The 23,176-nt window shown below is 65.8% G+C and carries 21 protein-coding genes and 1 pseudogene; 14 read left to right on the top strand and 8 right to left on the bottom strand.

Features of this window, described 5'->3' with window-relative positions:
* Positions 1–12: 12 nt before the first annotated feature.
* Entirely contained in the window at positions 13–405 is a 393-nt protein-coding gene (locus ACRWQA_RS03110; protein ID WP_434227044.1) for a DUF7079 family protein, read from the bottom strand.
* 163 nt (positions 406–568) lie between these two features.
* Here ACRWQA_RS03110 and fabV point away from each other — a divergent pair, with 163 nt between their 5' ends.
* The 8 genes from fabV to astB all read left to right on the top strand — a co-directional run bounded on the left by fabV (position 569) and on the right by astB (position 9,452).
* Positions 569–1,765 carry an enoyl-ACP reductase FabV gene (fabV, locus tag ACRWQA_RS03115; protein WP_434227046.1) on the top strand — a complete coding sequence of 399 codons (1,197 nt, stop codon included), beginning with the start codon at positions 569–571 and terminating at the stop codon, positions 1,763–1,765.
* 58 nt (positions 1,766–1,823) lie between these two features.
* On the top strand, positions 1,824–2,036 hold the full coding sequence (locus tag ACRWQA_RS03120) for a hypothetical protein (RefSeq protein WP_263581230.1): 213 nt from the start codon (positions 1,824–1,826) through the stop codon (positions 2,034–2,036).
* Positions 2,037–2,147: 111 nt separating this feature from the next.
* Complete coding sequence (locus ACRWQA_RS03125; RefSeq protein WP_263581229.1) at positions 2,148–3,122, top strand: GlxA family transcriptional regulator; 975 nt, start codon at positions 2,148–2,150, stop codon at positions 3,120–3,122.
* A gap of 121 nt (positions 3,123–3,243) precedes the next feature.
* Positions 3,244–4,458, top strand: a complete 1,215-nt coding sequence (locus tag ACRWQA_RS03130) for an aspartate aminotransferase family protein (protein ID WP_263581228.1) — start codon at positions 3,244–3,246, stop codon at positions 4,456–4,458.
* 50 nt (positions 4,459–4,508) lie between these two features.
* Positions 4,509–5,582 (top strand): arginine N-succinyltransferase, encoded by a 1,074-nt coding sequence (locus ACRWQA_RS03135; protein WP_263581227.1) that lies wholly within the window; start codon positions 4,509–4,511, stop codon positions 5,580–5,582.
* Positions 5,582–6,628: an arginine N-succinyltransferase gene (astA, locus tag ACRWQA_RS03140; protein ID WP_263581226.1), complete on the top strand. Its 1,047-nt coding sequence runs from the start codon at positions 5,582–5,584 to the stop codon at positions 6,626–6,628. Before ACRWQA_RS03135 ends, astA begins: the two co-directional genes overlap by 1 nt.
* Entirely contained in the window at positions 6,625–8,094 is a 1,470-nt protein-coding gene (gene astD / locus ACRWQA_RS03145; RefSeq protein ID WP_434227049.1) for a succinylglutamate-semialdehyde dehydrogenase, read from the top strand. The genes astA and astD overlap by 4 nt, the downstream gene beginning before the upstream one ends.
* Positions 8,091–9,452: an N-succinylarginine dihydrolase gene (gene astB, locus ACRWQA_RS03150; RefSeq protein WP_434227051.1), complete on the top strand. Its 1,362-nt coding sequence runs from the start codon at positions 8,091–8,093 to the stop codon at positions 9,450–9,452. The genes astD and astB overlap by 4 nt, the downstream gene beginning before the upstream one ends.
* Before the next feature lie 32 nt (positions 9,453–9,484).
* Here the strand turns inward: astB and ACRWQA_RS03155 are convergent, their stop codons facing one another.
* Entirely contained in the window at positions 9,485–10,507 is a 1,023-nt protein-coding gene (locus tag ACRWQA_RS03155) for an SDR family oxidoreductase (RefSeq protein WP_434227054.1), read from the bottom strand.
* A gap of 128 nt (positions 10,508–10,635) precedes the next feature.
* Here ACRWQA_RS03155 and ACRWQA_RS03160 point away from each other — a divergent pair, with 128 nt between their 5' ends.
* Positions 10,636–11,118, top strand: coding sequence for a GNAT family N-acetyltransferase (locus ACRWQA_RS03160; protein WP_434227057.1), 483 nt, complete (start codon positions 10,636–10,638; stop codon positions 11,116–11,118).
* On the top strand, positions 11,115–12,251 hold the full coding sequence (gene zapE / locus ACRWQA_RS03165; protein WP_434227059.1) for a cell division protein ZapE: 1,137 nt from the start codon (positions 11,115–11,117) through the stop codon (positions 12,249–12,251). The genes ACRWQA_RS03160 and zapE overlap by 4 nt, the downstream gene beginning before the upstream one ends.
* Here zapE and ACRWQA_RS03170 read toward each other — a convergent pair.
* Positions 12,248–13,297: an SPFH domain-containing protein gene (locus tag ACRWQA_RS03170; RefSeq protein ID WP_263584016.1), complete on the bottom strand. Its 1,050-nt coding sequence runs from the start codon at positions 13,295–13,297 to the stop codon at positions 12,248–12,250. The genes zapE and ACRWQA_RS03170 overlap by 4 nt on opposite strands.
* Before the next feature lie 71 nt (positions 13,298–13,368).
* Positions 13,369–13,821 carry an NfeD family protein gene (locus ACRWQA_RS03175; RefSeq protein WP_263581221.1) on the bottom strand — a complete coding sequence of 151 codons (453 nt, stop codon included), beginning with the start codon at positions 13,819–13,821 and terminating at the stop codon, positions 13,369–13,371.
* A 98-nt stretch (positions 13,822–13,919) separates the two neighbouring features.
* Between ACRWQA_RS03175 and copM the strand changes: the two genes are divergently transcribed.
* Complete coding sequence (copM, locus tag ACRWQA_RS03180; RefSeq protein WP_434227062.1) at positions 13,920–14,474, top strand: CopM family metallochaperone; 555 nt, start codon at positions 13,920–13,922, stop codon at positions 14,472–14,474.
* A 109-nt stretch (positions 14,475–14,583) separates the two neighbouring features.
* Here the strand turns inward: copM and kbl are convergent, their stop codons facing one another.
* Together kbl and tdh are read right to left on the bottom strand one after the other, a co-directional pair.
* On the bottom strand, positions 14,584–15,774 hold the full coding sequence (gene kbl / locus ACRWQA_RS03185; RefSeq protein WP_434227063.1) for a glycine C-acetyltransferase: 1,191 nt from the start codon (positions 15,772–15,774) through the stop codon (positions 14,584–14,586).
* A gap of 2 nt (positions 15,775–15,776) precedes the next feature.
* Positions 15,777–16,805: an L-threonine 3-dehydrogenase gene (gene tdh / locus ACRWQA_RS03190; RefSeq protein ID WP_263581218.1), complete on the bottom strand. Its 1,029-nt coding sequence runs from the start codon at positions 16,803–16,805 to the stop codon at positions 15,777–15,779.
* 215 nt (positions 16,806–17,020) lie between these two features.
* On the opposite strand from tdh, the gene ACRWQA_RS03195 reads away from it, so the two are divergent.
* The 3 genes from ACRWQA_RS03195 to ACRWQA_RS03205 are packed head-to-tail and all read left to right on the top strand — an operon-like array spanning position 17,021 to position 19,624.
* Positions 17,021–17,602 (top strand): helix-turn-helix domain-containing protein, encoded by a 582-nt coding sequence (locus tag ACRWQA_RS03195; protein WP_263581217.1) that lies wholly within the window; start codon positions 17,021–17,023, stop codon positions 17,600–17,602.
* A gap of 53 nt (positions 17,603–17,655) precedes the next feature.
* Positions 17,656–18,417: a trimeric intracellular cation channel family protein gene (locus ACRWQA_RS03200; protein ID WP_434227066.1), complete on the top strand. Its 762-nt coding sequence runs from the start codon at positions 17,656–17,658 to the stop codon at positions 18,415–18,417.
* Entirely contained in the window at positions 18,410–19,624 is a 1,215-nt protein-coding gene (locus tag ACRWQA_RS03205; RefSeq protein ID WP_434227068.1) for a DUF3541 domain-containing protein, read from the top strand. The genes ACRWQA_RS03200 and ACRWQA_RS03205 overlap by 8 nt, the downstream gene beginning before the upstream one ends.
* Here ACRWQA_RS03205 and ACRWQA_RS03210 read toward each other — a convergent pair.
* A pseudogene (locus ACRWQA_RS03210) lies at positions 19,586–20,281 on the bottom strand (PEP-CTERM/exosortase system-associated acyltransferase); the annotation flags it as partial. The gene ACRWQA_RS03205 and the pseudogene ACRWQA_RS03210 overlap by 39 nt on opposite strands.
* An 80-nt stretch (positions 20,282–20,361) precedes the next feature.
* Positions 20,362–23,175, bottom strand: a complete 2,814-nt coding sequence (locus ACRWQA_RS03215) for a bifunctional diguanylate cyclase/phosphodiesterase (RefSeq protein WP_434227070.1) — start codon at positions 23,173–23,175, stop codon at positions 20,362–20,364.
* Position 23,176: the final 1 nt, after the last annotated feature.

Raw genomic sequence — 23,176 nt, forward strand, 5'->3', positions numbered from 1 at the left:
TTCAGGTCGGTATCAGGAGTGAGGCGACTCCCCGCGCTCCATCATCACCCGGGCCATCAGCTCGTTCCAGCGGTGCCGGGTCATCATCGTGGTCAGCCCCGAGAACAGCGCCCAGCTCTTGCGACGCCAGCCCGTGAGCCTCAGGTTGTGAGCCACCAGTTGTTGCATCAGCCGATAGTCGTCGAACTCGCGCCACTTGCCGGCGATCGACATCTGGTTGCGCGCCAGCACCGGGGCCAGTTCGAGGCGAAAGATCCACTCCAGCTCGTGCAGCGTCAGCTCGTGGCGCTGGATCACTTCCACCATATGCGCGTACTCGCGCTCGCTGGGCTCGCGGTCCAGCCACAGTGGGGCCAGTGCCAGCCACAGCTCGCCGCGCTCGTCCACTAGCGCCTGTGCGTTCATACCCACCTCCTGCCATGGCATTGCCGGGGTTGCATCGTGCCCTAGACGTCACCATCGCTCAAGAGCGGACAGACGCATGCGTGGCCGCTAGAATGTCGCCACTGTCCATTCGTATCGATCCGGCGTCCTGCGCGGCGCTGCACCACCAACAACGAGGTCTGTCGTGATCATCAAACCCAAGGTTCGCGGTTTCATCTGTACCACTACCCATCCGGTCGGTTGCGAGAAGAACGTGCTCGAGCAGATCGAGGCGACCCGCGCTCGCCAGTTCGACAAGGCCAACGGGCCGAAGAAGGTATTGGTGGTCGGCGCCTCGAGCGGCTATGGCCTGGCGGCACGCGTCACCGCGGCGTTCGGCTATGGCGCCGATACCCTGGGCGTGTTCTTCGAGAAGCCCGGCAGCGAGAAGAAGCCAGGCACCGCAGGCTGGTACAACGCCGCCGCCTTCGACAAGTTCGCCAAGGCCGAGGGGCTCTACAGCAAGTCGATCAACGGCGATGCCTTCTCTCACGAAGCGCGTGAAAAGGCCATCGAGCTGATCAAGCAGGACATGGGCCAGATCGATCTGGTGGTCTATTCGCTGGCCTCGCCGGTACGCAAGCTGCCCGACAGCGGTGAGCTGAAGCGCTCCGCGCTCAAGCCGATCGGCGAAACCTACCGTGCCACGGCCATCGACACCAACAAGGACACCATCATCGAAGCCGAGGTCGAGCCCGCCACCGAGCAGGAGATCGAGGACACCAAGGCGGTGATGGGCGGCGAGGACTGGGAACTGTGGATCGACGCCCTGGACCGTGCCGGCGTGCTGGCCCCGGGTGCGCGCAGCGTGGCGTTCAGCTACATCGGCACCGAGATCACCTGGCCGATCTACTGGCACGGTGCGCTGGGCAAGGCCAAGGAGGATCTCGACCGCGCCGCCGGTGAGATCGACGCCAGGCTCAAGGCCACCGGCGGTGGCGCCAACGTGGCGGTGCTCAAGTCGGTGGTGACCCAGGCCAGTGCCGCCATCCCGGTCATGCCGCTGTATATCGCCATGGTCTACAAGGTGATGAAGGAGAAGGGCCTGCACGAAGGCACCATCGACCAGCTCAACCGACTGTTCGGCGAACGGCTCTACGGCGGAGAGATGACGACCGACGAAGCCGGCCGCCTGCGCCTGGACGACTGGGAGCTGCGTGATGACGTGCAGCAGGCGTGCAAGGACCTGTGGCCGCAGGTGACCACCGAGAACCTGTTCCAGATCACCGACTATGCTGGTTACAAGCACGACTTCCTGAAGCTGTTCGGGTTCGAGCGCGACGATGTCGACTATGAGGCCGACGTGAACCCGGACGTTAACTTCGATGTCGTGAATTTATAGGCCCGCCATAGGGTCACCCATCCATGGCGGGCGAATCCAGCGTCAAAGGAGATGCGCCATGGATACCAGGGAGAGCAAGACACCGGAGGAAAAGAAACAGCACATGATGGAGGAGCGGCTGCCCGAGGATTTCGCGCACCCCGAACCCGATGCCGAACAGCCCGAGGCCAAGCGGCCGCCGCGGGGCGCGCACTGGCTGGTGCTGGGCGTAGCGATCCTGGTGGCTGGTATCCTGCTCTTCGTGCTGCTCCCGGGGATAATCGGGGGCTAATTCTCCATTGCCGACCCTCCCCGGCGTACGACTGGGGCGGGCCGGCTCAGCTATTGCCAACGCTGCCGATCGAGTACCATTTCAGCTTCGTTCCGGCAATGGCGCTGTGGCATGCCCGATACTTCCTCCATCGCTTCCCGTGAGCCTTCGCCCCGTTGGGTCGGCGTGCTGACGCTGCCGGGCTTCTCGCTGCTGGCCCAGGCCTGTGCCCTGGAGCCGCTGATGGTGGTCAATCAGTTGGCTGGCAGGCGGCTCTATCGCCTGCAGGCGTTTGCGCCCGAAGGCAGCGAGGTCGTCAGCATGGCCGATATCAGCCAGGTGGCCTGCACCCCCTTCGAACTTGCCTCGACCGAGCTGGATATGCTGGTCGTCTGCGCGCCGAGCCCGTTGCCCTCCATGCACGAGAGTGGCGTGCTGGGGGGCTTGCGCCTGCTGGGGCGAAGCGGTGTGGTGCTGGCCGGGGTCGGCGGCGGCACCGAACTGCTGGCGCGTGCCGGCGTACTGGACGGTTACCGCGCCACCCTGCCGTGGCAGCGCTTCGCCGCTTTCACTCGCGACTTTCCGCGCGTTCGGCTCACCCAGCAGCTGTTCGAGATCGACCGCAACCGCCTCACCTGCGGCGGTGGCACGGCGGCGATGGACATGATGCTTACCCTGATTGCCACCCATCACGGCAGCGAGCTGGCCGAGCGCGTCTCCGAGCACTTCGTGCTGGAGCGGGTGCGCATGGCCGATGAGCCGCAGCAGGTACCGCTGCGCGCCCGGCTGGGGCATGCCCCGGCACCGCTGGTAGATGCCGTGATGCTGATGGAGGCCAATATCGAGGAGCCGCTCACCACCCACGAGCTGGCCGAGCATCTGGGCATCTCGCGCCGTCAGCTCGAGCGCCTGTTCAAGAAGTACCTCCAGGCCGTGCCCGGCCGCTACTACCTGGACCTGCGCCTGAAGGAGGCGCGGCGTCTGCTGCGCGAGAGCGACCTGCCCGCCGGTGAGATCGCCATGAAGACCGGTTTCTCCTCACCTGCGCACTTCTCCACCGCCTACCGCAACCACTTCGGTGCCACCCCGCGCGAAGAACGTCTATAGCCACGTTTTACAGCCTTTTATACAAATCGGGGTCCCATAGCTGAAAGCCGTCAGCGGCCAGGCTCCTTATACTCGAACGACATCGTTGCGTTGCTATCACCCTGCAGGAATGGAGAACGAGATGAGCCATACCCCGACCCGCGCCGACTTCGACCAGTACATGGTGCCGAATTACTCTCCTCAGAAGGTCATTCCGGTGCGCGGCGAGGGCAGCCGCCTGTGGGACCAGGAGGGGCGCGAGTACATCGATTTCGCCGGCGGCATCGCCGTGAACTCCCTCGGGCACTGCCATCCGGTGCTGGTCGAGGCGCTCACCGAGCAGGCGGGCAAGCTCTGGCATCTCTCCAACGTCTACACCAACGAGCCGGCGCTGAAGCTGGCGAAGTCGCTGGTGGAGCGTACCTTCGCCGACAAGGCTTATCTGTGTTCCTCCGGTGGCGAGGCCAACGAGGCGGCGCTGAAGCTGGCGCGGCGCTGGGCCCACGACAACTTCGGCGAACACAAGCATCGTATCGTCTCGTTCCGGCAATCCTTTCACGGTCGTACCTTCTTCACCGTCAGCGTCGGCGGTCAGCCCAAGTACTCCCAGGGCTTTGGCCCGGTGCCGGGGGGCATCGTGCACGGCGAGTACAACGACCTCGACAGCGTGCGCAACCTGATCGATGACGACACCTGCGCGGTGATGGTCGAGCCGATGCAGGGCGAGGGCGGCATCGTGCCGGCCTCACAGGAATTCCTGCAGGGGTTGCGCGACCTGTGCGATGCCCACGATGCACTGCTGATCTTCGACGAGGTGCAGACCGGTGTCGGCCGTACCGGCTCGCTGTTCGCCTACATGGAGTACGGCATCGAGCCGGATATCCTCACCAGCGCCAAGGCGCTGGGCGGTGGTTTCCCCGTCGGCGCCATGCTCACCACCGACCGCGTCGCCCCGGCCATGGCCATCGGCACCCACGGTTCCACCTACGGTGGCAACGCCCTGGCTTCGGCCGTGGCCCTGGCGGCAGTGGAGCACATCGACACGCCGGCAGTGCTGGGCGGCGTCAAGCAGCGCCACGACCTGTTCCGCGAGCACCTCGAGACGATCAATCGCAAGCACGGTGTGTTCAAGGAGATCCGCGGCATGGGGCTGCTGATCGGCGCCGAGATGACACCCGAGTACGAAGGCCGCGCCAAGGACATCCTGCCGCTGGCCATCGAGGAGGGCCTGATGGCGCTGATTGCCGGACCCAACGTGCTGCGCATGGCGCCCTCGCTGGTGATACCCGAGGCCGATATCGCCGAGGGCATGGCGCGGCTCGAGCGCGCCGTGGCGCGGCTGGTGGCGGCCAAGTGAAGGCAGGCCGAGCCATGCAGGACACCGCCAATCGACCTGGAGATCCCGCCATGATGGTCGTACGCCCCGTCAGGCAGGCCGACCTGCCGGCGCTCGAGCGGTTGGCGGGCTTGGCCACGCCGAGCCTGACCAACCTGCCGGCGCATCGTGACCGCCTCGAGGAGCGTATCGCCCGCTCGCGGCAGTCGTTCGGTCGCGAGGTGGATTTTCCCGGCGACGAGCACTACACCTTCGTGCTCGAGGATCTCGAGCGCGATGAGGTGGTGGGTACCGCCACGCTGCGCGCCGAGGCCGGCGCGCGCGAGGCCTATTACACCTACCGCCAGGAAACGCTGATCCACGCCTCGCAGCAGCTCAACGTGCGCCGCGAAGTGCAGACCCTGTCGCTTTCCCACGAGGTCTCGGAGACCACCCAGCTGTGCGCACTGTCACTGGACCCGCGCTACCGCGGCACCAGTGCCGAGAGCCTGCTGCGTCGCGCGCGGCTGATGTTCATCGCCCAGTACCCGGAGCGTTTCGCCGAGGTGCTGGCGATGGCCTTCCCGGGCTACCTCGACGAGCAGGGCGAATCGCCGTTCTGGAACAGCGTGGGGCGTCACTTCTTCGTGCGCGACTATCACGACATCAACTACCTCGCCGGGGTGCGCTCGAAGAGCTTCATCGCCGAGGTGATGCCGCAGTTCCCACTCTACCTGGCACTGCTCACGCCCCAGGCGCGTGCCGCCATCGGTCGCGAGCATCCCGCCCACGAGGCGGCCATGGCCGAGATGCTGGCCGAGGGCTTCATGCGCTCGCGCCACGTCGACCTGTTCGACGCCGGCCCGGTGATCAAGGGCGAGCGCGACCGCCTGCACACCTTCCGTCGTGCCGCCTGGCATCCTGTGCGGGTGCGCCCGGCCCATGCCCTGCCGGACGCCGAGCCGGCGATGATCGCCAACCAGCGCCTTGCCGACTTCCGCTGCGTGGTGGCGCGCTACGCGCTCTCGCCCACCGGGCAGCTGATGCTCTCGCCGGAGCATGCCGAGCTGCTCGGGGTAGAGGAGGGGCGGGCGGTGCTGGCCGCGCCGCTGGCGCTGCCGACCGCCGGCGAGGACGAACTGGGCTTCGACGAGGGGGAGCTGTGATGCGTATCCGACCGATCGCCGAGGGCGACCTGGACGAACTGCAGAAGATCGCTCGCGAAACCGGGGTCGGCTTCACCTCGCTGCCTGACAACCGTGAATTCCTGAGCGACAAGATCACCGCCGCCGTGGCCGCCTTCGAACAGCGCACGCCGGCCGACCGGCGCAACTACTTCTTCGTGCTCGAGGACGACGCGAGCGGCGAGCTGGCCGGGTGTTGCGCCATCGAGGGCCAGGTGGGTCGCGAGGTGCCGTTCTACCACTATCGCCTGGGCACGCTGGCCCACTCGTCGGTGCAGCTCGACCTGCACCGCACCATCGATACCCTGTTCCTCAGTTCCGACCACACCGGCGACGCCGAGGTGGCCTCGCTGTTCCTGCGCCCGGGCTTTCGCGGCAAGGAGCGCCAGCATCAGCGCAACGGCGCGCTGCTGTCGATGATGCGCTGGCTGTTCATGGCCGAGTTCCGCGACCAGTTTCCCGACAAGGTGCTGGCCGAAATGCGCGGGGTGTTCGACGAGCATGGCAAGAGCCCGTTCTGGGAATGCCTAGGCAGCCACTTCTTCCCCATGGACTTCGACGAGGCCGACCGCCTCACCGGGCTTGGGCAGAAGAGCTTCATCGGCGAGCTGATGCCCAAGTTCCCGATCTACACGCCGTTTCTCTCCGATGAAGCGCGGGCCTGTATCGGCCAGGTGCACCATCACACCCGCCCGGCGCTGGCCATGCTCAAGAAGGAGGGGCTGCGCTGGGAAGGCTTCATCGACATCTTCGACGGCGGGCCGACGGTGGAAGCCTATATCGACGACGTACGCGCGGTACGCAAGTCACGCCGCTGCCGGGTGGAGATCCGTGCCAGCGATGAGCCGCCTCCCGCACGCCCGCGCTGGCTGGCGGCCAGCACGACGATGGCCGACTTCCGCGCCGCCTGGGTGGCCCATGGCCCCGACGAGGAGGGCACCCTCACCCTGAACGAGGCGGAAGCCCAGCGGCTGGGCGTGACGGCCGGCGACTCCCTGCGCGTACTGGATACCGAGGAGACTTCATGAAAGCGATGCAACAGCTGATGATCGGCGGCCGCTGGCAGCCGGGCGAGGCAACGACATTCACCAAGTGCGACCCGGTCTCCGGCGAGACCCTGTGGCAGGGAGCGGCGGCCAGCGACGGCCAGGTGGCGGCAGCGGTCGAGGCCGCCCGCGGCGCCTTCCCGGGCTGGGCCCGGCTCGCTTTCGCCGAACGCCTGAGCGTGGTGGAGCGATTCCGCGAGCAACTGGAAACCCATCGCGAGGACCTGGCCCGCGCCATTGCCGCGGAAACCGGCAAGCCGCTGTGGGAAGCGCGGACCGAGGTGGGCGCCATGATCGGCAAGGTGGCGATCTCGGTGCGCGCCTACCAGGAGCGGACCGGCGAGCGTAGCCGCGAGGTCGGCGACACCACGGCGGTGCTACGGCATCGTCCACACGGCGTGATGGCGGTGTTCGGCCCCTACAATTTCCCTGGCCACCTGCCCAACGGTCACATGGTGCCGGCTCTGCTGGCCGGCAACACGGTGGTGTTCAAGCCCAGCGAGCAGACCCCGTTGACGGCCGATCTCACCCTGCAGTGCTGGCAGCAGGCGGGCCTGCCGACCGGCGTGATCAACCTGGTGCAGGGCGCCGCTCCGGTGGGCCAGGCACTGTCGTCGCACCCGGGCATCGACGGCCTGCTGTTCACCGGCAGCGCCCGGGTCGGCGGCCTGCTCAACCGTCAGTTCGCCGATCAGATGGAGAAGATCCTCGCCCTGGAGTTGGGCGGCAACAACCCGCTGGTGGTCAAGGACGTGCATGACCAGGACGCCGCGGTGCTCGCTATCCTGCAGTCGGCTTTCCTCTCCGGCGGCCAGCGCTGCACCTGCGCCCGTCGGCTGATCGTGCCCGAGGGCCAGGTCGGCGATCACCTGCTCGACGCGCTGGTCGATGCCATCGCCCGCCTGAGGGTGGCGGGGCAGTTCGCGGAGCCGGCCCCGTTCTACGGCGGCCTGGTCAGTCCCGAGGCGGCCCAGGGTCTGCTCGAGGCCCAGGACGACCTGGAGGCGCTGGGCGGCGTGGTGCTGGCGCGCATGGAGTGCCTCGCGGAGGGCACCAGCCTGCTCTCGCCGGCGCTGATCGACGTCACCGGCCTGCCGGTGCCCGATGAGGAGCACTTCGGCCCGCTGCTCAAGGTCTATCGCTATCGCGACTGGGACCACGCCCTCGAACTGGCCAACGACACCCGCTACGGCCTTGCCGCGGGACTGATCGGCGGCGAGCGGGGCGACTGGGACGACTTCCTGCTGCGCATTCGCGCCGGCATCGTCAACTGGAACCGCCAGACCACCGGCGCTTCGGGCGACGCGCCCTTCGGTGGCGTGGGCATCAGCGGCAACCATCGCCCCAGCGCTTATTACGCAGCGGACTACTGCGCCTACCCGGTGGCTTCGATGGAGGCCGAGACCCTGAGCCTGCCCGACAATCTGCCGCCCGGAGTGGTGTTATGAGCCAGACGACGAACGCCGACTACCGGGAAGTCAACTTCGACGGCCTGGTGGGCCCGACCCACAACTACTCGGGCCTGGCCCACGGTAACGTGGCCTCGATGAGCCACGGCGGGCTGGTCTCCAACCCCCGCGAGGCGGCGCTGCAGGGCCTGGCCAAGATGAAGGCGCTGCTGGACGCCGGCTACGCCCAGGGCGTGCTGCCGCCGCAGCAACGACCGGACCTCGGTGCGTTGCGCTCGCTAGGCTTCACCGGCAGCAACCGCGAGGTGCTGGCACGGGCCGCCAGCGAGGCGCCCCAGGTGCTGCGCGCGGTGTGTTCGGCCTCGAGCATGTGGACGGCCAATGCCGGCACGGTGACACCGAGCCGCGACGCGCCGGATGGCCGCGTGCACTTCACCCCGGCCAACCTGCAGTCGAGTTTTCATCGCTACCTGGAGCCGGAAACGACCGGCCGGGTACTGGGGTCGATTTTCCGCAACGAGGCGCACTTCGCCCACCACTCGGTGCTGCCGGCGACGCCGGCCTTCTCCGACGAGGGGGCGGCCAACCACACCCGACTGTGCGGCGAACATGGCGATACCGGCGTGCACCTGTTCGTCTACGGTCGCCAGGCCTTCGGCGGTGATCCCGCCCATGAACCCAAGCGATTTCCCGCGCGTCAGACCCTGGAGGCGAGCCAGGCGGTGGCGCGCCAGCACGGTCTCGCCGCGGCGCAGACGGTGTTCGCCCAGCAGCACCCCGAGGCCATCGATGCCGGCGTGTTCCACAACGACGTGATCGCGGTGGGCAACGGGCCGGTGCTGCTCTACCACGAGATGGCCTTTCTCGACGAGCAGGCGACGCTGGATGAACTGCGCGCCAAGATGGCCACGCCGCTGGTCCCGGTGCGCGTACCCAGCGAGGCGGTGAGCCTCGACGACGCCGTGGCGTCGTATCTCTTCAACTCGCAGCTGCTGAGCAATCCCGACGGTAGCATGACCCTGGTGGTTCCCGGCGAATGCCAGGAGCGCGAGGCGGTATGGCGCACCATCCAGGACCTGCTGCTGGCCGGCCACAACCCCATCAATGAGGTGATCGTCAAGGACGTCAAGCAGAGCATGCGCAACGGCGGCGGCCCCGCCTGCCTGCGCCTGCGGGTGGTGCTCTCCGCCAAGGAGCGTGCCGCGCTGACCGGCCGTGTGCTGCTCACCGACGCCCTGCACGGCGAACTCGCCGCCTGGGTCGAGCGCCACTACCGCGACCGCCTGGCACCCGACGACCTCGCCGACCCGCAACTGGCCGACGAGACCCTCACCGCACTGGACGAGCTGACGCGCCTCCTCGAGATCGGCTCGGTCTATCCCTTCCAACTGGGATAGCCTGGCGTTACAAGAGGCGGCGCGCCGGTGGCTCAGTAGCGCTTTCGCCGCGCCGTGCCGGTGAGTGCCGCGATGCCGAGCACGGCCCCGGCAATGGCCGTGGCGGTCAGTGCCGGATGCATCGTCGCCTGGGTATAGAGGCTCCTGTCGGCAACGGGATGATCGAACTCGGCCCGCTGCCAGACACCCGGCGCCGGCCGGTGCAGCCCGCCGATGTGCTGCGGCGGCTGGTCCGATCGCTGCCTGGGGATCATGCTGCGACGCATGATGCGGTCGGCCAGCCTCGGCGCCAGTTGGCCGAGCATGGCGATGCCCTGGCTGGCGCCGCCGATGCGGATGTCGCGCCGCGGATGCTCGGCGCAGTGCAGGATGGCGTCGGCCACCACGCTCGGCTCGTAGAGGGGCGGTGGCAGGGTCGGTTCGACCTCCATGCGGTTGCCCGCGTGGTGCGGGAAAGGAGTGGCGATGCTGCCTGGCTTGACCAGCGTGACCGATACCGGTACCCCCAGCTCATCGAGTTCCATGCGTAGCGCATCGGTGAAGCCCTTGACCGCATGCTTCGAGGCCGAGTACATGCCCTGCAGCGGGATGGCACGATCGGATACCACCGAGCCGAGGTTGATGATCGCGCCGCCGTGCCGTTCGGCGCGCATGCCAAGGTGGCGGGCCGCCTCCAGCGAGCCGTGGACGACACCCCAGAAGTTGGTGTCGAACAGGCGCCGTTGATCCTCGAGGGGCTGGTCGGTCATGTAGCCGAACAGCGAAACCCCGGCGTTGTTGATCCATGTGTCGAAACCGCCGAAGCGATGGATGGCGGTCTCGGCGATATCATGGACCTGGTCGGGGTCGCCGACGTCGGCCACCGCATAGGTCACATTGGCGCCGCGCTGGTGCAATTCCTCTACCAGCGCCTGCAGAGCGCGCTCGTCGCGAGCGGCGACGACCAGGCGGGCACCGCGGTCGGCGGCCTGGCGTGCGGTCGCCAGGCCAATGCCGCTGGTGGCCCCGGTAATCACGAGAATCTGCTCTTCGAGTTTCTTCAAAGGCACTGCCATATCGCTCTCCTTGCCTGCGCCTCGGTAAGCGCCTGGCGTTCTGCGGTCCGTGTCATCTCAGGATAGAATCCCTGTGAGATCTGCCAAAGCGAAGCGGCAGCCATATCCGAATGCATCAAGGAGAGAGCATGGCCATGCAGGATCCGATCAATATCGTTCGATTGAGCCCCGACTCGGACCATGTCGCTACCGTGGCGAGCTGGACCTACGCCGAATGGGGCCACTTGCACCCGAACAGCACCGCCGAATCGTACCGCGACGCCTTTCGCCGCGAGTGCGGTGACGGTGGCGTGCCGTCGGTCTTCGTGGCGATGCATGGCAACAAACCGGTGGGAACGGCGGCGCTACTCGCCGAGGACATGGACAGCCGACGCGAGCTTACACCCTGGCTGGCCTCTGTGTTCGTGCTGCCGGAGTGGCGCGGGCAGGGCATCGCCTCGACGCTGATCCGGCGGGTCGAGGAGGAGGCCGTCGCCTGTGGCGTCGATCATTTCTACCTGTTCACGCCCGACCAGCAGGCGCTCTATCGTCGGCTCGGTTGGCAGGATCACGAGGAGCTGAGTTACCGCGGCGAAGACGTCACCATCATGCGGCGTCGGCTCGAGGCATGACGGTAGCCTCGCCGTTGGACCTTTATCGCGATGCCGTGGAGCGCCACGGTTTCGCCCCCGACGAGGCCCAACGTACGGCGGCAAAGCGGCTCGATGGCTGTTTCCATGCACTGCACGACCAACCCGCATCGGCCCGCTGTTGCGCCATTCACGGCGTCTACCTGTGGGGCCCGGTGGGGCGCGGCAAGACCTGGTTGATGGATGGCTTTCATCGTCACCTCCAGGTGCCCTCCCGGCGCCTGCACTTCCATCACTTCATGCGTTGGGTGCATCAGCGCCAGTTCCAACTGAGCGGTACCCCCGACCCGCTCGCGGCACTGGCACGAGAGCTGGCAGGAGACGTCCGCGTGCTGTGCCTCGACGAGCTGTTCGTCAGCGACATCGCCGACGCCATGCTGCTCGGCCGCCTGCTGCAGGCGCTGTTCGATCAAGGCGTGGTGCTGGTGTGCACCTCCAACCAGGCGCCGTACCAGCTGTATGCCGAAGGTTTCAACCGTGAGCGCTTCCTGCCCGCCATCGAGGCCATCGAGCGCTGCATGGAAGTGGTGGAACTCGACGGCGGCTTCGACCACCGCCTGCATCCCGGCCTGGCGTGTCAGCGCTACTGGGTGACCGAGCCCGGCCGGCCGTGCGCGCTGGGAGCGATATTCGAACGGCTGAGTGGAGGCGAGGTGGCAGGCAGCGAGCCCATCGAGTTGGGACATCGCCAGGTTGCGGTGGAACGGCGCAGTGAACGGGTGGTGTGGTGCCGCTATGCCGAGCTGTGCGAGCAGCCGCTGGCCGCGCTCGATTTCATCGCCCTGGTCGACGGCTTCGATCATATCCTGCTGAGCGAGGTGCCGAGGCTGAGCGATGCGATCGCCGCCCGAGGGATCGCCCGCGGCACCGAGGACGGCAGCGAGCGTGTCGAGGCCGGAGAGCGTGAGCTCCCACCGCTGTCTCGGCGCGATGACGGGGTGCGCCGCTTCATCGCCCTGGTCGACGAATGCTACGACCGCCGTGTGCCGCTCTACCTGGAGGCCGAGGTCGCCATGGACGAGCTGTATGCCCATGGCTACCTGGAATTCGCCTTTCGCCGCACCCTCAGCCGGCTGCACGAGATGCAGCTGGCGCGGTTCGGCGCGAAAGCCTAGCCGTTGGCGCCAGCCCCGCCGACGATACCGCCGCGCAGGCCGCCTTGCCTGTTGCTGCCGTGCAGGTGCTGCGCCACGGTGTCCTCCGGCGAACCGGCCATCTCGCGGAACATGCCCATGGAACCGAGCAGGGCGGAGGATTCGTAGGGCACGAACACGCGCTCGCCGTCCTGGGCCATGTTCGGCAGGACCTTGATGTAACTCTGGCCGAGCAGGTAGCCGACCACGGTGCGCTTGTTCTCCTCGCTGTCGCCGATGGCATTGAGCACCAGCTTGATCGATTCCTGCTCGCCCTGAGCACGCAGGATGGCGGACTCCTTGTCGCCCTGGGCATTGAGGATGGCCGATTCGCGCTGCCCCTGGGCCTTGGCGATGGCGGCGGCCTTCTCGCCCTCCGCCTCGGTCACGGTGGCGCGGCGCTTGCGCTCGGCGGCCATCTGCAGGCGCATGGCGGTCTCCACTTCCTCGGGCATGGCGATGTCCTGCACCTCAACGCGCGAGATTTTCACGCCCCACTTGGAGGCCGGCTCCTCCATGGCGGCCTGGATCTCGTTGTTGACCTCGGCGCGTGACTCGAACAGCTTGTCGAGCTCCATCTTGCCCACTACCGAGCGCAGCGTGGTCTTGGCCAGCACTTCCACTGCCTGGCTCATGTTCTCGATCTCGTAGACGGCACGGCGCGGGTCGATGATCTGGTAATAGAGCGCCCCGTTGATGGTGACCGTGACGTTATCGGTGGTCACCACCGGCTGGCCGGGAAAGTCCATCACCGTCTCGCGGCGGTCGATGCGCGCCTCGCTGGTCGTTACCGGAAAATACTCCTCGCCGCGCTTCTGGTAGCGGATCATGGTGATGGCGCGGGGTTGCTCGATGAAGGGGATGATGATGTTGATGCCGCTCTCCAGCAGCCGATTGAACGAACCCAGACGCTCGATCACCATGACTTCCGACTGGCGTACGATCACCAGCCCCTTGGCGATGATCAGGATGCCGATGACGACGACGATCAGGGCCAGCAGCAGCCCCGGATTGATGGGTAGATCCATGTTCATGTTCCCTCATGCAGTTGCGTAGGTATGGAGACGCCGTCCTGCAGCGCCAGGTATTGTCTTGTTCGTCAGAGCGGTTGGGTGTGGCTGACGATGGCGGTGGTGCCGTCGAACGCCTGGAAGACCACGAGCGTACCTTCGGGCAGCTCGGTCTCGCCGGTTTCGGCCACTCGCAGGCGATAGAAATCGCCGTTGATCTTGATGCCGGTTGCGCCATCGAAGTCGCGCTTCAGGGTGGTATAGCTGTGCCCCTGTTCCACGCCGGTGCCCGTGGTGCCGTAGGCGACCCCGCTGGGCGAGAACCAGGGGCGGATCACCTTGATCGCAAGCGGCAGCAGAATGCCGGAGAACACGCCCATGGCGAGCAACTGCCAGGGCAGGGTGAGCCCCAGCGCCGCCAGGGCCGAGGTGAGCGCGGCGGCAATGCCCAGCGCCAGCAGCACCAGGGCGCCGGAGGAGAGTTCGGCCAGGCCCAACAGCAGGGCGATGGCCAGCCAGATCAGGGCGGGGTTCCAGTCCATGGTAGTCTCATGATGAGTTATGTCCCGCGCCGGTACGATGACCTGCGTGGTACTTGGTTCTATCGTAGTCGTACGACCCCATGGTAAAGGAGAGCACCATGTCGCACACCCTGCTAATACGCCCCCTCTCGAAACTCGCCGTCGTTCTGGCCGGCGGCGCCCTGCTGGCCGCCCCCGTCTTGGCAGCGGAAGAGGAGACCCAGGCGCAGGAACGGATCGAGCAGGTTGAGTCCGAAAGGGCTGAAGCACAGCAGGATGATGGGGAGGCGAACGGCACCGAGGGCGAAGCCAGTGGAAGCGAAGCCCAGGAGGAGATGATGGGCGCTGAGGAGGACCCAGAGGAGCATGCCGAGCATGTCGCGGAGCCCGAGGAGGACGAGCACGCCGACAACTTGGCGGTGCAGGCCTACCGCGAGATCGCCGAACGCATGCACGCCGACATGCAGACCGAATTCAGCGGTAACGCCGACGCTGACTTTGCCCAAGGCATGATCGCTCATCATCAGGGCGCCATCGACATGGCCAACGTGGTACTGGCGCATGGCGAGGATGAGGCCATCCGCGACCTGGCGCGCGAGATCATCGAGACCCAGGAGGAGGAGATCGCCTTCCTTCAGGACTGGCTGGCCCAGCACGGCCACGAAGCCGAATGAGGCTGACTCTGACCTGACGCTCGTCATGGGGCGGCATGTCACGGCGTGTCGCCTTGCTACGCCCCTCTCGGGGTAGTGACGTGTTCCCCGTAGGGGCGAGCGGGGGCCGCTACAGCCCCAAGCGCTCTTTCACCCGGCCGAAAGCGGCAAGGGCGAACTCCAGGTCATCGCGGGTCAGGGCGGCGGACATCTGGGTGCGAATGCGCGCGCGGCCCTGGGGCACGACCGGATAGGAGAAGGCGATCACGTAGACACCCTCCTTGAGCATCTCTTCGGCGAAGCGAGCGGCGAGTCCTGCGTCGTGCAGCATTACCGGGACGATGGGGTGCTCGCCGGGCAGCAGTTCGAAGCCCAGTCGCTCCAGGCCTTCGCGTAAGAAGGCAGTGTTCACCCGCAGGCGATCGCGCAGTTCGCGGGACTCGACGGCGAGTTCGAGGGCCTTCAGCGCGCCGGCGACCACAGGCGGCGCCACGGTATTGGAGAACAGGTAGGGGCGCGAGCGCTGGCGCAGCAACTCGACCACCTCGCGCTTGCCGCTGGTGTAACCGCCGCTGGCGCCGCCCAGCGCCTTGCCCAGGGTGCCGGTGGTGATGTCGATGCGATCCATGCAGCCACGGTACTCGTGGGTGCCGCGCCCGCCTTCGCCGAGAAAGCCGGTGGCGTGGCAGTCGTCGAAGTGTACGAGTGCCCCGTAGCGCTCGGCGAGGTCGCAGATTTCGTCGAGCCGGGCGATGTAGCCATCCATGGAGAACACGCCGTCGGTAGTGATCAGCTTGAAGCGCGCGCCGTCGCGTTCGGCGGCCTTGAGCTGCTCCTCCAGATCGGCCATGTCATTGTTGCGGTAGCGGTAGCGCTTGGCCTTGGACAGTCGCACGCCGTCGATGATGCTGGCGTGGTTGAGTTCGTCGGAGATTACCGCGTCCTCGGCGCCGAGCAGGGTCTCGAACAGCCCGCCATTGGCATCGAAGCAGGAGGGGTAGAGGATGGTGTCCTCGGTGCCGAGAAAGTCGGTCAAGCGCTGTTCGAGCTGCTTGTGCAGGCTCTGGGTGCCGCAGATGAAGCGCACCGAGGCAAGCCCATAGCCCCACTCCTCGAGGCCCGCCTTCGCCGCGGCGTTGACCTCGGGGTGCTGGGCCAGGCCGAGGTAGTTGTTGGCGCACAGGTTGAGCACCTCCCGGCCGGCATCGATCCCGACATGGGCGCCCTGGGGCGTGGTCAGCTGGCGTTCGTGCTTGTACAGCCCCGCCCGACGAATGGCGTCGAGCTCGCCGCGCAGGTGCTGTCGAAAGGCTCCGTACATGGTCATGTCTCCCAGTTGAGAACCACCTTGCTCGCTTCACCGCTCAGCATGGCATCGAAGCCGCGCTGGAACTCGGTGTAGGGCAGGCGATGGGTGATCACCGGCGAGATGTCGAGTCCGGACTCGATCATTACCGACATCTTGTACCAGGTCTCATACATCTCGCGGCCGTAGATACCCTTCAGCGTCAGCATGTTGAAGATCACCGTGTTCCAGTCGATGGCGATCTCCTCGGTGGGAATACCGAGCATCGACACCTTGCCGCCGTGGCACATGTTGGCCAGCATGTCGCGGAAGGCGGCCGGGCTGCCGGACATCTCGAGGCCTACGTCGAAGCCCTCGGTGAGGCCCAGTTCGCGCTGCACGTCGGCGAGTTTTTCGCGTTCCACGTTCACCGTGCGGGTGGCGCCCAGGCGCTTGGCCAGTTCCAGGCGGCCCGGGTTGAGGTCGGTGATCACCACGTGTCTCGCCCCGGCGTGACGGCACACCGCGGCGGCCATGGCACCGATGGGTCCGGCGCCGGTGATCAGCACGTCCTCGCCGAGCAGGTCGAACTGCAGCGCGGTGTGCACGGCATTGCCCAGGGGGTCGAACAGCGCCGCCACGTCGAGGTCGATGCCCGGCTTGTGTTCCCAGACGTTGGACATGGGCAGGGCGAGGTACTCGGCGAAGGCACCCGGGCGATTGACCCCCACGCCGCTGGTGTGGGCGCACAGGTGGCGGCGCCCGGCCAGGCAGTTGCGGCAGCGACCGCACACCACGTGACCCTCGCCGGAGACGATCTGACCGGGATGGAAGTCGTTGACGTTGGAGCCGACCTCGACAATCTCGCCCACGAACTCGTGGCCCACCACCATGGGTACGGGGATGGTCTTCTGGGCCCAGCTGTCCCATTTGTAGATGTGTACGTCGGTGCCGCAGATGGCGGTGCGCTTCACCTTGATCAGCACGTCATTGATGCCGACCTCTGGGTCCGGGACCTCATCCAGCCACAGGCCGGGTGCCGCCTCCTTCTTGATCAGTGCTTTCATGTCGCTCTCTTCCTTTTGTTTGTCATTGGGCGTCGGTCGTGGGTGGGCTGCGAGCGGATTGTGGCAATTCACAACGGAATGTTTACTATAGGGGAACGAATTCCAGTATTGCAGATTTTTTCCATCATGCAAGAGAGTATTCCCTTATGCTGGAAACTCGGCGGATCTCGCACCAATCCGTCAGTTGGGCGTGTCCGGGTAGAGGAGAAGTGTAGGTGGACGATACGATGATGACCGAATCGCAGGCCGAACCCGGCAGCCTCTCCACTCGCGTGATCGAACTGCGCAAGCGGCGCGGGCTCACCCTGGAGCAGCTGGCAGCGGCCTCGGGGGTCAGCCGCTCGATGCTCAGCCAGATCGAGCGCGGCAAGGCCAATCCCACTCTGGCGGTGACGCTGCGTATCGCCCAGGCCTTCGACATGAACATCGGCGACCTGGTGGACCAGCCCTGGACGGCCTCGCGCATCGAAGTGGTGCGCGGCAACGATGCCAGCCAGCTGTTTCGCGACGATCACGATTGCCGTATCCGTACGCTCTCGCCGTTGCACATGGAGAAGAACGTTGAGTTCTACGAGATCCGACTCGCGCCGGGAGCTTGTCTACAGAGCGCCGCCCACTTCGAGGGGACCCGGGAACTGCTGACCGTGACCCAGGGCCAGGCACGGATCGTGGCGGGAGAGAACCGCTGCGAGCTGAACCCGGGCGATTCGGCGCATTATCACGCCGACCTGGAACACACCATCGAGAACTGCGGCGAGGGGGAACTGGTGAGCTTCCTCGTTGTGACTTATCAATGAAGGTGCGGCGCTATCGGCGGTGGCACGGGTAATGCACGATCCAGGAGAGTGACTTGACGGCGCTGGTGTACTGGCTGGACATGGCGGGCGTGATCGTCTTCGCCCTTTCGGGGGTGATCTTGGCCTGCCGCTCGCGCATGGATCCGTTCGGCATGCTGGTGCTGGCGGCGGTCACGGGCATCGGCGGCGGCACCCTGCGCGATTTGGTGCTCGGTGTGCGCCCGGTGTTCTGGGTTGCCGACCCCACCTACCTGTGGGTGATACTCGCCACCGTGGGTCTGTCGATCGTCGGTTTCCATTACATTCACCGTCTCTCCCGCGTCTTCCTGCCGGTGGCCGATGCTTTCGGCCTGGCGCTGTTCACCGTGATCGGCGCTCACAAGGCGCTGCAACTGGAGGCACCCGGCGTGGTGGCGGTGCTGATGGGGCTTCTGACCGGTGTGGCCGGCGGCATGGTGCGTGACGTGCTGGCACGCCGGGTGCCGATGGTGCTGCGCCAGGAGGTCTATGCCACGGCCTCCATCGCCGGTGGTATCGCCTACGTGGGGTTGGGAGCGTTGAACGTACCGGCCGGGATCGCCATTGGCCTGGCGCTCGCGGTGACGCTGGGCCTGCGCCTGGCGGCCATCCACTGGGGACTCGCGCTGCCGGTGTTCGCCTGGGTCGTCATTCCGCCGCCGGTGGAGCCACCCTCGACTGACGACAGCTCCCGGGTCGACGCGGTCGCCGACAACACGGCCGGAAGGAGGGCGGTACGCCCCAAGGTGAGGGTCCGCATGATTTCGCCCCGAAAGCGGAGCAGAAAAGATGGCTGAAGGCGCCTTGCACCGCCTGTCGGTCGGGCGGTGGTTCATTCTGCTGTTGCTCGCATGGCTGGCCGGCTGCGCTCTCCAGGTTTCGCCGCCACCCGGCGATCACCGGGCCATCGGTCAGGCGATTCAGGCCGTCTACGAGGCTGCCTTGCCCGAGCTGCCCCACGACAAGCAGCGCCACTATGCCCAGCGGCTCTATCGTATCAGCGGTGACGCGCGCTATCTCGGCCCCATCGAGGCGCATGGCCGTTTGCTACTGACTCAGCTCGAACGTGACATCAGCGGCCTCGAAGAGCCCGGCTATGCGTCGGCTCGCGCCCGGGAGATCGTGGCGAACTATCCACGTCGCACGGCCAAGCAGCGCGCCAGGCAGGTGATGCTGGCGGAGTGGGGCGAGATCGCGTTCGGTCGTCAACTTCTGTTTCGCCTGATCCAGGCGGATTACTACGGCCTGCTGGAAACGATGCCCGACCATGAGCGGGCGCTTGACTACCTGGCGAGCCTGGCATGGCAGCGTTTCCTCACCGACCCCGAGGTCATGCGCCTGTATACCGCCCAGGTGGCGAATCAGGCCTGGTTCCTGCACCAGTTGGCTGTCGTCGACCTGCGCCAGGAGATGCGCGAGGCGTTTCATGTCGCCTTTCCCCCGCATGCCGTGGCGGCTCTGGACCAGGCCGACTACCGCAACCGACTGTACGGCATGACCCATATCGTGATCGCCGACAGTCGTTACTACCAAGGCTGGGTCCCGGCCGGGCGTCATGCCTGGATACTGGATGCCTTTGCCGCCGAGATCGAACGCATCCTCGATCAGGCCACCGAGGACATCCAGGCCGAGGTGGCCCTCAGCTTCCTGCTGACGGGGCAAGAGAACCATCCTGTCGTGGCGCGGATACGCCAGCGCCTGGTCGAGGCCATCGACCCTGCCACGGGCATCGTACCTTCGCCGAAAGGCGAGACCGATCTGGCCCGCGGCGAGCATCGCAACGTGCTGGCGTTCATGGTGCTCACCTGGCCGGGACGACTGTACCCGGGCCCTGATCTGTCACGACTGCTCCACCAGGTTGAGCAGGTCTCTATCGGCGAGTACCCGGGGCAACTGGCCGGCGAGCTGCTGCCGGATCCGCCGGTAGGGGTCGACCAGCTCGCGGTGCATGTCCTGCTGGGCGACGAAGTTGTCGATATAGAAGGCGTTGCGCTGGCCATGTAGCTCGATCGTATCGCCGATACGCCGGAAGCGAAAACCCGACATGGCCAGTAACCGTGGCAGGCGAGACGTCATCATGGCGAAGATATGCCGGCGATCGACCAGGTCGACCAACGCATGAGTCGCCAGAAACAGCGCGATCGTCAGCAACGGGAAGACACGTCTCTCCGCGGGCGAGAACTCATACACGAGATTGTCTTCGTCGAGTGTTTCGTGATTGATCGGGTGGTTACGAAATTCACGTGCCGTGGCGAAGCGCGATATTTCGCAGATCTTGTCGATGGGAAGGTGGTTGGGATGTAGCGACTTGTGGGTCAGGCTCCTGCCGCCGTATTCCTGCAGGGGGAGTCTTATCTCCGGGCGTGTGCGTTCGGGGGCGGGCAGCACCAGCCGGAAGCAGCCTGCCGCGATGCCGGACTTGCGATGCTCCAGTAAGCAGTGCAGGGCATTCTCGTCATAGGCATCCAGCTCCAGGGCAGCAGCTTCCTCGTTGGGAGGGTTATAGCCGATTTCCTGGCAATAGACTTGATACCTCAAGCGGTAGACACGGCGCCTGTCCTTGTCGTTACAGGCCAGCGTGAAGGCGAAATCCTCATCGAACTGCGCGAAGAGCTCGCTTCTGCTGGCGTTTCCCTGCGTGGGGAGCCTGATGGATGCCATGATGCGCTCCTTGCTTGTTTGTGTTGTGTGGTAAAAACCCCTTCGCTGTAAAGTTAGTCGTTAAAGATGTAAGGAAAAGCTCAAAAAGTATCGCGCAATGGGGCTGGCTTCCCCAGATGGTAGCCCTGACCATAGGCGATGCCGTAAGACGACAGGATCGGTATCAGTGCTTCCTGATCCACGAATTCGGCGATGGCCAGCTTGCCGAAGCCTGCCGCGATGTCGGCTATGGCCTTGACGATGACCTGGCTGTCAGTGTTCGTGTGCAGGGTGCGAATGAAGGCACCATCGATCTTGATGAAATCGACAGGCAGCTCGCCGAGGTAGTGGAAGCTGCTGAAGCCGACGCCGAAGTCATCGAGGGCGGTGCGACAACCCAGGTCACGCAGGGCCTGGAGAACCCCGCGAGCGCTGGAAAAATCGGTGACGGCAGCCGTTTCTGTGATCTCCAGGATCAGGTGGTGCGGATCGGCACCGGTGGCAGACAACTCCTCCATGAGGAAGTGCTTGAGTCCCTCGTCGTGAAGGGTCTGGCCCGAGAGGTTGACGGCGAGGCTGATGCCTTGGGCCTGAACGCGGCTCAGGGCGCGCAGGCTGTTGCGTAGCACCCAGCGGTCGATCTGCACGATCTGGCCGCTGCGTTCCGCCACGGGTATGAAGTGAGCCGGAGAGATGAGTGCACCCTGGGGGCCACGCATGCGCAGGAGCACTTCATAATGCCTCACGTCGCCATCGCTCAAGCGCACGATCGGCTGCACCATCAACTCGAATCCTTCCTCATCGATGGCCTGACGAATCCGCTCCACCCAGTAGACGCGCTCCTGAAGCTCATCCTTGGCACGCTCCAGCGTCGAGAGAAGATGCCAGCGCTGGGAGCCGCTCTCCTTCGCCTTGTACATGGCCAGGTCGGCGTTGGCCATCAGGTCGGCAGGGTTGTCGCCATGCACCGGGAACAGGGCGATGCCGAGGCTCGCGGTCGCCCTGTGGCGCTGGCCGCCGGCATCCAGGCCAGTATTGTCGAGTAGCGGGGTGATCTGCTTGGCGATGCTGATGGCGCGCCGGGTGTCGGCACCTTCCAGCAACATGGCGAACTCGTCGCCGCCCAGGCGCGCGATGATGCCGCAATGGCCGAACTCCTGAAACAGCGTATCCGCCACCATGCGCAGGAGCTGGTCGCCGGTATGGTGACCGCTGAGTTCGTTGACATCCTTGAAGTGGTCGAGGTCGAGCAGCAACACTGCGCCGCAGCGTCCTCGCCGCATGACGAGACCCAGCGCCTCCTGGAAGTAGCGCCGGTTGTACAGCTCCGTCAGCGGATCGCGTTCGGCCAGCCAGGTGAGGCGCGCTTCGGCCAGCTTGCGCTCGGTGATGTCGAGCCCGACCGAGATCCGTGCCGCCCGAGAGTCGCTATGTGAGGCCAGGGGGGCGTGGTACCAGGCGATGATCCGCTGCCTGCCATCCGCCGTCACCAGGCTGCGCTCCTCCTGTGAGGTATCCTCATTGGTGTTCTTGTCGTTGCCGTTGCGGGAAATGAAGATGCCGTCAAACGCCCGACCCAGCAGGCGCTCCTCCTGCATGGCCAGGGTCGTGAGGGCGTAGTCGTTGATCAGCGTGATTTGGCCCTGGGCGTCCTGGGTGACGATGAAGACGCGTGCGGTATCCAGCAGGCTGCCGACGAAATCGCGTTCGCGTGCCAACTCGTCCACTCGCTCGGCAAGCTGTTGCCCTCGGGTAGAGACCTCTTGCTCCAGCGCTTCCAATTGGTCGGCAAGCGCCAGAGTGGTGTCCTCCAACACGTCGATCTCGTCCTCGAAACGGCTGTTCGGAACGGGTATGACGCTGCGCGCCTTGGCGAAGCCGCCTTGGGCCAGGATGGGAAGGACACCGGCCAGCCGGCGCAGCCTGGCCATCGGCCGTAGCAGAATGGCCAGCAGCAGCAGTTCAGCGGCAAGCCAGCCGCCGATGCCGACCAGCAGCAGGTTACGTGTGTTTTGCTGAATGGCGCGGATCTGGGTGGTGATGTCCGCCGCCAGGAGGAAGAAGCCGGTACTGCGCCGGTTGTCGTCGGCCTCCATGCGCACGGCGGACAATTCGTAGTCGCGACCGGCGTGCTGCAGACGCAGCGGTGTCTGGAGGATATCGCTGAGCATGGCCATTTGCGCCGCTCGCTGCAGTATCGGCAGGTAATCATGCGTGTGGGTCAGCGCGGCCAGGTGGCCGTTCCATGCCGCCAAGTGACGCTCGGGCATCACCTCCGCTTCATGAGCCCCGGTAATCAACAGGGCGACATCGCTGCCGGAAACCTGCTGGGCCTGGCGGGTCACGTCTGCCAGCGAGCGTGACAGTACGATCATGCCGACGCTTTCGCCCTCGACCAGGATGGGGACGGCGGCATATTGCCGACAGTCGTTGGCACAGCGCAGTGCCGAGAGCGGGTATTCGGTTTGCATCACCTTGCTTACCCAATCCTGGACAGGGCGGTCCCTGTCTACCTGGGCCTCGCCCCATTCGGCCAACTGGCTGCCTTGGACGTCGAACACCAGGATCTCGTCGATACCGGCTTCGAGCTGGAGCGTGGGCCACTGGGACGAGAGCGAGCCGATCAGCTCCGCCTGATCGTCGTTCGCCAGCGCCGGCCCCAAGTCGGGAGAGGCGGCAGCCAGTGCCGCGATTTGCTGCAGGCTGGCCTCGGATCGCTGCAGGGCAAGCTGGATTTCACGTGCTTCCCGCCGGTTGCTCTCCTTGCGGCTCTCCTCGAACTGGCGCGTCAGGTTGGCATGGCCGAGCCAGGTGAAGAGCCCCGCCAGCACCAGCAGCAACAGGCTGCTCAAGGCAAGCACTCGCCAGGTCAGGCTTAGATGAGGGCGGGGTTCCCGGTGTGTGGAAGTGCTCATG

It is taken from the genome of Billgrantia sp. C5P2, from assembly GCF_051062895.2.